Origin of the sequence: Aggregatilinea sp. (genome assembly GCF_036822615.1) — a bacterium.
Classification (GTDB): domain Bacteria; phylum Chloroflexota; class Anaerolineae; order Aggregatilineales; family Aggregatilineaceae; genus Aggregatilinea.
The window spans coordinates 98,402-106,399 of record NZ_DAISHJ010000009.1; the positions used below are offsets into that span (position 1 = coordinate 98,402).

6 protein-coding genes are annotated in these 7,998 nt (G+C 61.8%); 1 reads left to right on the plus strand and 5 read right to left on the minus strand.

What is annotated here, in order from left to right:
* Nucleotides 1-53 precede the first annotated feature (53 nt).
* The gene (locus V7116_RS05255) at nt 54-2,159 is read left to right on the plus strand and encodes an ArnT family glycosyltransferase (protein WP_324390838.1); all 2,106 of its coding nucleotides are present in this window, start codon (nt 54-56) and stop codon (nt 2,157-2,159) included.
* Between the two features lie 53 nt (nt 2,160-2,212).
* On the opposite strand, the gene V7116_RS05260 is transcribed toward V7116_RS05255, so the two are convergent.
* The 5 genes from V7116_RS05260 to V7116_RS05280 form a co-directional block, all read right to left on the minus strand.
* Nucleotides 2,213-2,611, minus strand: a complete 399-nt coding sequence (locus V7116_RS05260; RefSeq protein ID WP_324390839.1) for a hypothetical protein — start codon at nt 2,609-2,611, stop codon at nt 2,213-2,215.
* A gap of 180 nt (nt 2,612-2,791) precedes the next feature.
* Nucleotides 2,792-2,974 (minus strand): hypothetical protein, encoded by a 183-nt coding sequence (locus V7116_RS05265; protein WP_324390840.1) that lies wholly within the window; start codon nt 2,972-2,974, stop codon nt 2,792-2,794.
* A gap of 79 nt (nt 2,975-3,053) precedes the next feature.
* Complete coding sequence (locus tag V7116_RS05270) at nt 3,054-3,467, minus strand: response regulator (RefSeq protein ID WP_324390841.1); 414 nt, start codon at nt 3,465-3,467, stop codon at nt 3,054-3,056.
* A gap of 133 nt (nt 3,468-3,600) precedes the next feature.
* A complete protein-coding gene (locus V7116_RS05275) occupies nt 3,601-4,248 on the minus strand; it encodes a response regulator transcription factor (RefSeq protein WP_324390842.1) in 648 nt (215 codons plus the stop codon).
* Nucleotides 4,249-4,266: 18 nt separating this feature from the next.
* The gene (locus V7116_RS05280) at nt 4,267-7,944 is read right to left on the minus strand and encodes a GAF domain-containing protein (RefSeq protein ID WP_324390843.1); all 3,678 of its coding nucleotides are present in this window, start codon (nt 7,942-7,944) and stop codon (nt 4,267-4,269) included.
* Nucleotides 7,945-7,998: the final 54 nt, after the last annotated feature.

Here is a 7,998-nt window from a genome sequence, read left to right on the forward strand (position 1 = left end):
TGACTTGCGGTATGCTTACGCGCGTCCGATCGAGCAGGGCACCGTGGAGATGGGTGGCATTGGAAGATATCGAGCAGAAACGGCTGGCGGCGGTTCGCGTGCCAACGGGGACGAAGCGGTACGGGCGGCTGTGGCTCGCCGTGCTGATTCTCCTGGTCGCGGCAGGCACGCGCTTATGGGCGCTGGGAGACGTGCCGCCGGGCTTGCAGCACGACGAGATCTTTAAGGCTGAAGAAGGCCGCCTGCTGGCCGAGTATGGCGACTTCCGGCTGTTTTACCCCAGCAATCAGGGGCACGAGGGGCTGTACGTCTGGCTGCTGGCCGGGTCGTATATGATGTTCGGCACGTCCACTTTGATGATCAAATTCCCGGCGTTCGTCTGTGGGATGATCACGGTCGCGCTGCTTTACCGCGTCCTGTCCGAGCTGTACGGGCGGCTGGCAGGCACGATCGCTGCCGGAGTGGCGGCGGTATCGTTCTGGGCGATCTTCACCAGCCGGGTGGGGCTGCGCGCCGTGACGCTGCCGGTTGCCCTGCTGCTGGTCGTGTGGGGGCTGCACCGGCTGCTGCGTCCCGATCCCCGGCGCGCAAGGCGGTGGGGGCTGGCGACGGCAACCGGGATCGCGCTGGGACTGACGATCTACACCTATACGTCCTCTGTCGCGCTGTACGCTGCCTACGCGATTTTTGCTGCCGGGCTGGTAGTGCTGGATCGCGCTGTGCTGCGCCGCCGCCTGCCCGAATTGGCGCTGGTGACGGCACTCGGCGTGGGGCTGGCCCTGCCAATGGTGTATATCCGGCTGACCGATCCAGAAGGGCTGAACCGCGCGCAGACCATCAACCGCCCTTGGGAATCGTTCAAGCAGGGCGATCCCGACGAGCTGATCGACAACGCGCGCGGTCTTGCGGGTATGCTGGTCTTCACGGGCGATCCCGAGTGGCGTTACAACGTCGCGGGGCGACCCCTGTTCCTTCTGCCAATCGGGCTGCTCGGCTACCTGGGGCTGGCTCTGATGGCGTGGCGGATCAAACGTCAACCGCTAAACCTGCTGCTGATCGCGGTCGCGTTTGCCGGTCTGATCCCCAGCCTAGTGACGGTTTCCGCGCCGTCATTTCTGCGCTCGATCGTGACGCTCCCCGCCGTGATGGGGTTCGTCGCGGTGGGGACGGTCCAGGTGGGGCGTTGGCTGGGGCGGCGACGCGCGGCGCGGTGGGCCGGGGCGCTGGGTGTGGTGGTGATCGGCGCGACGGCTGCCGCCGATCTGCCCGCGTATTTCGAGACGTGGCCGCGTAACGATGAAGTCCAGGCGATTTACCGGGACGACCTCGCGCAACTTGCCGCCGATCTGCGCGGCAGCGGCGAGACGGTCGTGTTCGCTTCTACGCCCAACCACGAGCTTGATCCACTGCTGTACAAGTATTCCGATCCGCCTGCCGAACCGCGTGTCGTCTTTTTTGACGCCTACGCGAATATCGTGCTCAGCGAGCAGCCCACGCTGTTGTTCGTGTCGCCGCTGTCGCCCATTTCGCCGCCGCAAGCCGACTGGCTGACGGAAGCGAACGGCACACGCTACGAGGGGCAGGTGCTGCGCAAAGATGGCGACGTGGCTTTCGACGTGTACCGGCTGAGCGCGGACGGAGACGCCCTCGCGGCGCGGCTGGCACAGGTCAGCCAGCGACCTCTGTATCTGCCCGGCGCGGATAGCATGCCGTCTGCCGACCTGGATACCTGGGCGGAAACCGCGCCCTATCCGGTCAACTTTGGGGACGTCGTGCAGTTGGCAGGCATCGACATTCCGCGCGAGCAGGTCACGGGCGAAAATGATGGCGTCAACCTGCAGCTCTATTTACAGCCGCTCGTCTCGGCGCAGGATCTTCCTTTGAACGTATTCGTGCACCTGCTGTCGCCGGACGGGCAGATCGTCGCCCAGCGCGATCTTCTGGGCGTGTCGCCGCTCTACTGGCAGACGGACACGACGATCATGCAGGATAACTTCGTGCCGTTCTGGACGCCTGTGCTGCCCGGACGCTACGTGCTGAGCATGGGCGTGTATGACTGGCGCAGCGGGACACGGCTGCCGGTGTTGGGGCCGGATGGCAGCGCGCGGGGCGATCACGTGCTGCTGGGAACGATCGAGGTCGTGGAACGCGGCGAATAGGCAGCAAAAAGCCCTGCAAAAACGCAGGGCTTTCGACTTTTTCGTTCCGCGCTTTAGCGGCTGATCAACTCGTCGCGGTTGGTCTTGAGCGTCACGCGCTCGGTGTTCACGCTGGCGACCTGGCTCAACGGCGCATAGCGGTCGGAGCGCAGGAAGCCGCTGTCGATCTTGATGTAGCCTTCGCGGATCAGCGTGCTGCGCACTTCTTCCGGCAGATCCGAGCCGGGCATCAGCGCTTCCGCGATATCTTCCATCAGGGAATCCTCGCCGATTTGATTCGGATCGGTGGCCGTGGCGGACTCGACTTCCGGCGTGGCCGGGTTTTCGTCGCCAAACTGCACGTAATCGACCGTTCCGATCTTGTTGCCCTCGACGTCGTAGACATCCATGCCTTCGTGGATGGATTCCAGCATCGTCGTACCAAGTCCCTTGTCCATACCCAGGCTTGTCATCACAATCTCCTTCTGAATCTCGTTTGCTACTTACTCGCGTTACAGTACGTCTCAAGGTCCGATCTATCTGCCTCTAACATTACTCTGGGTGCCGCGAATTCACATGCGCTGGGTGGTGGATTTCAGGGTAGGTGAGGTGGCGCATTCGCATTGGGCCGGATAGGGGACTGCTGCGCTTCCTCAGCCGGAAAGCGCGCATTCGCGCAAGAACGCGGCGGATGCGATCTTGAAGCGCAGCTGTGCGTTGTTTGCTGCTCTTGCCGCTGAATTTGACTCGATCGTGCTGCCGAAGATCGTCTCGTGGCGGTCGCGCCGGGTGGTCAGGCCGAAAAACACGTTACGCCGCTGGCGGAATGTGTGCATAGAGACTTTAGCACAACATTCGGGCCAGGCGGCGTTGACTGAGACAACGTTTGGCGTGCTGATGGAAGTGAGGTACGGGTTACAGCGGGCTTTCGACGCGTTCGCGGGCCATGCCAGCGCTTCCGGGGTTTTCGTACACGGCATGGATCGTATTTACCAGTGCGGAAACCGACACGGTTTTGAGCAAGTATCCAATTGCGCCCGCCTGAAGCGCCGACTGGATCATCGACTTTTCCCGAAGGCCGGTCAGCACAACGACCCGTGTATCGGGAAGGGACGCGCGAATGGCGCGTGTCGTGGCAACGCCATCAATCCCTGGCATTGCAAGATCCATCAGAACCACATCTGGTTGAAGTGTTTCACACAGCCGAATGGCTTCAGCGCCATTGCTGGCTTCTGCAACAAGATCGAGATCTGGAAATTCCTCCAGGGATATCGCCAGTCCCTCACGTACGGATGCACTGTCATCCACGATCATAACTTTGATGGGCATATGTGTATCTATCTGTTGGAGTAGGTTTACCACTTCTGCCAGCTAAGCTGACTAACCAAGCATAAGACAAAAGGTCGCCCCTGACACGGGCGAGTCGGGGAAAATAGTCGTGGGTGACTAGGCCTATACTGGTCTAGGTCAACTGGACAATTTGCTTCTGGATCGCCAGGGCTGCTGCTTCGGTGCGCGTCGCCACGCCAAGCTTGGATAAGATGCTGCTCACGTGATTCTTGATGGTGGACGGGCTGACCGTCAGCACGTCCGCGATCTGCGCGTTGTTGAGCCCCTTGACCACCAGCGACAGAACTTCCAGCTCGCGCTCGGTCAGGTCGTGGCCGGGAGGGGCGGGCTGGGTGGTGGCATGAATCAAAACGCGCGTTGCTTCGGGCGACAGGGTCGGCTCACCGTTTTTCGCGGCGCGGATCGCCGCGGCAAGATTGTTCGCCTCGATGTCCTTCAGCAAATAGCCGATCGCGCCTGCTTCGATGGCGCCGGTGACGTAATCCTTCTCGTTGAAGCTGGTCAGCGCGAGCACCTGTACGTTCGGAAACTGCTGGCGAATGGCGCGCGTCGCGCTGATGCCGTCCATTTCGGGCATCAACATGTCCATCAGCACGACTTCGGGCTGGTGTTCTTCGCACAGCCGGATGGCTTCCAGTCCGTTGCTGGCTTCGGCAACCAGCTCCAGGTCGGGGAAAACGTCCAGCAGCGTGGCGAGGCCCTCGCGGACGATGGTGTGATCGTCAACTATCATGACTCGGATGCTGGGATTACTGCTCATGCTTCATCTCCATTGCGGTTAGTTTCGAAGCCAGGATATGCGGACCTGTGTTCCCTGACCTTTTGCGCTGGTAACGGTACATGTCGCGCCAACTGCCGCGGCCCTTTCTTTCATTATACCGACACCGAAGTGTCCGGCGGGTATTTCTTCGGGATCGAAGCCGTCGCCGTTGTCAGCGATGGACATTTCCACCGCTTCCGTGGTGCAGTGCAGATCGATATCGATCTGCGTTGCCAGTGTGTGCTTCATGATGTTGTTCAGAGATTCCTGTGCGATGCGGTAGAACACCATCTGAATATCGGCGGGCAATCCGCAGCCCTCGTCCGCGTTCAGGTTGATCTGGGCACGCGTGCGGCTGGCGATGGCCTCGGAAAGCTGGCGGAGCAGGTCATCAATGCCCACTTCGACCAGTGCGGTTGGCCTCAGTTCTAACAGCAGTGTGCGCATTTCGGCCAGCGCACCTCGTGTAAGCTGCTTGAGGCGGGCCAGCTTTTCGCGCCCCTTATCGGGATTGGCTTCCCACATGGTCGGGAGCACGTCCGCGATCAGGCTGGCGGACCATAGGGTTTGGCTGACCGCGTCGTGCAGCTCGTGGGCAAGCCGCTGGCGTTCCTGCAACGTTGCCAGTTCCTGCGCCTGGGCGAAAAGCTGCGCGTTGCGGATAGCGATGGACGCCTGATCTGCGAACGCGCCCAGGCGTTCAGCGTGCGATACGGTGAAATAGCCGGGTGTTGCGCTTTCAAGGTTGATGAATCCGATAATTTCCTCGTTCCAGTGAATGGGCGCGCCCGCGTAGGACCGCAGCCATGCATCTCCCGGCCACGCTGCCCACTCGCTGGTGTCCGCGTTATCTGTGTCGGAAATTGCCAGCGGCTGTCGCGTCATCGCCATACGACGCAGGTTCGGGTGATCGTCGATGGCATAGGTCTGCGTGAGCAGGTTGGGATCGAGCGTACGTTCGTTATAGCCGTGACTGCCCGCGATCCGCGCCCGCCCACGCTCGACCAGCATAATGTTTGCGACGTCATGCGGCACGACGCGCCCAAGCTGTTCCAGGATGCGTTCCAGCACTTCTTCCAGGTTCAGCGTGCGGTTGAGCGCCGCGCTGGTATCGCGCAGGGCTTCGGCCAGCGTGCGCTGTTCGCGCTCGGCCTGTTCGGTGCGGCGGTGCTCTCGGATCTCGCGCTTGAGCAGCTTGTTCGCAACGACCAGCTCGGCGGTGCGCTCCGACACACGGTGCTCAAGCTGAACGTTGGCCACACGGACCTGTTCGTGCAGGCGCGCTTGCTGGATGGCGACCGCGAGCTGGTTGGCGACCTCCTGCACAGTTTCGATGTACTGATCCTCAACCGGCATCCCATCTTCGATGCCGAGGTTGATCGAGCCAATGAGTGAGTCCTGGTAGATCAACGGCATACTGATGAACGATCCCTGTCCATCAAAGGGATTGGGATAACTGCTGTTGTGGCCGTTTCTACCGTGCCCGCCCTGGTTTTTAACCAGCACGTGCTCTCCCTGCCGGAGTTGTTCCAGGTTGGGGAAGCGATCCAATGCCAGTTGGTCGCCCGCGGCAAACGGCGGGTGATCGGCGCTAACGGCGAGCGCCTGCGCGGTGTTGGCCTCCAGGTCGAACAGGGTCACGCTGGCGCTGGTGCTGGGAACCAGTTCGCGCAGTTTTGCCATAGCCGCGGCGGCGATTTCTTCTGCGGAGCGCGCGGTGAGGATCGCCCGGTCGATTTCATGGAACGCTTCCAGACGCGTGGTGTAGTGCTGAAGCTGGGCCTCGGCTCGCTTGCGGTTGGTGACGTCACGCACGATGGCCTGCTGTGCAGGACGCCCCACATAGGTGATCGGCGCGGCAGTGACTTCAAAATACATCGTCTCGCCGTCTTGTTTAACGAGGTGCCCTTCCATGATACGCCTGCGGGCGTGCTGCATATCCAGGTTAGCGGGGTGCTCTTGCGTGTCGCGGATCGCCTCGGAAACGTTCAGGCCGGGCGCGCCGATGATCTGGGACAACTGCGGCCCCTTGAGCAGCTCCGCGCCCGCCCGGTTGGTGTAGAGCACCTTCTCGTCGTCGTACACGACGATCATTTCCGGCGACAGCTCGATCAACTGGCGATAGCGCATTTCACTTTCTTTGAGCGCGGTTTCCCCGTTTGCGCTTTCGATCGCCGCGGCGAGCACATTGGCGACCGACTGCAAGAAGTGAATCTCATCGGGGGTGAAGGTGCGAGAGCGAGTGGTATGCGCGCCCAGAATACCGTACACCTGCTGGCCGCTGTTGATCGCCACACTGACGCCGCTGGTCACGTTGTGATCGCTGAGCAGCGCCGGGATCTTGAAGCGCGTTTCGTTCGGCGCGTCCAGAATCACCACCGGCTCAACCGAGATCAGGGTCTGGCCGACCTGCGAATCCTCACTCACGTCGATGGTGGCCTGCCCGACGGTTCCCTCGTGCCACCCGATTCCCGCGACCATGCGCAGCGTCTTTTTGCCGGGCAGGAGTTCGAGCACTTTGCCGTATTCGACGTTCAGGTAATAGCGGATCACCTCCACGGCACGATCCATGAGCGAGCGCAGGTCGGTTCCGCCCAGGGCCGTTTGTCCAAGCTCGGCCAGGGCGGCCTGCTGCCGGGCGCGTAAGTCGCGCTCGGCTTGCGTGCGCTGGATGTCTTCCGACATGCGGTTGAACGCGTCGGCCAGGACCTCCAGCTCGTCCCCACTGTGAACTTCTACCCGGGGCGCGACGTTGTCACGGCCCATCGAGCGCGCGGCCTCAGTGAGACGGCTGAGCGGGCGGGTCAGCCGGGCCGAGAACCAGAACGCCAGCCCCACCGCGACCAGACCGACCGCGCTCATCAGGGCGATCACGCCGCCGATGATGTCGCGGATGGTCTTCTGGATCGACGCGTTTGACTTGGCGATCTCGATTACGCCGAGCGTCTCGGTTGCGCTCTGCCCGCGCAGAGGGCCGTAGACCGCGTGATAGGCGCTGCCGTCAACTTTGATACTGGAGTGCTGCGCACTCCTGTTTTTGATGTCCAGATCGCGCGACGTTACGTTGAGTGTCGTGTAGACGCGCCTGTTGTCCACGATCAGCGAGACGTCTTCGCCGGTCGATTGTTTGAGATCATCCACGAAAGCTTGATCGAGGGCCTGGCCCACGACGATCGTTCCCAACAGCGCGCCGTCCGCGTCGTTGCTGACGAGCGGGACGCCACCGACGGCGTAGACGGGGCCGCCTTCCACATATTCGAGCGTTTCAACCGTTTTGCCTTGCAGGGACCACTCGACCACATTGCGATCGTTCACGCTGTCGCCGTAGCGTTCGGGGGCGTGCGCGCGCGCCAGCACAATGCCTTCCCCGTCGGTGATGGTAATCGTATCGTCTCCCTGCTGGATCTGGTACAGCTCGATGATGCGCTGGATTGCGTCGTGATCGCCATCCGCGACGGCGGTCTGCAAATCCCCGCGCAGGGCCAGCGCAGCAGCATCGGCGCGCGCATCCTTCTGGTGAAGCCGGATGATGAGCTGTACCGACTGCCGGTCGTCGAGCAGTTCGTCGATCGCCTGATCGTTGATGTAGAGGCTCAGGCGGTGTAGGCTGAGCGCCACACTGATCCCAACGGTCAGGACGGTCAGTGCGAGGAGTGCAAGGGCGAGCTTGCTGCGAATGCTGAGACGAAAGGGCATAGCTAACCCGATGTACAGGTTTATGGACTGACAAAAAAAGGAGCTGCTTGTAGG

Coding starts and splice junctions, on each gene's coding strand:
- V7116_RS05280 (WP_324390843.1), bottom strand. CDS start 7,944: ATGCCCTTTCGTCTCAGCATTCGCAGCAAGCTCGCCCTTGCACTCCTC.
- V7116_RS05275 (WP_324390842.1), bottom strand. CDS start 4,248: ATGAGCAGTAATCCCAGCATCCGAGTCATGATAGTTGACGATCACACC.
- V7116_RS05270 (WP_324390841.1), bottom strand. CDS start 3,467: ATGCCCATCAAAGTTATGATCGTGGATGACAGTGCATCCGTACGTGAG.
- V7116_RS05260 (WP_324390839.1), bottom strand. CDS start 2,611: ATGACAAGCCTGGGTATGGACAAGGGACTTGGTACGACGATGCTGGAA.
- V7116_RS05265 (WP_324390840.1), bottom strand. CDS start 2,974: ATGCACACATTCCGCCAGCGGCGTAACGTGTTTTTCGGCCTGACCACC.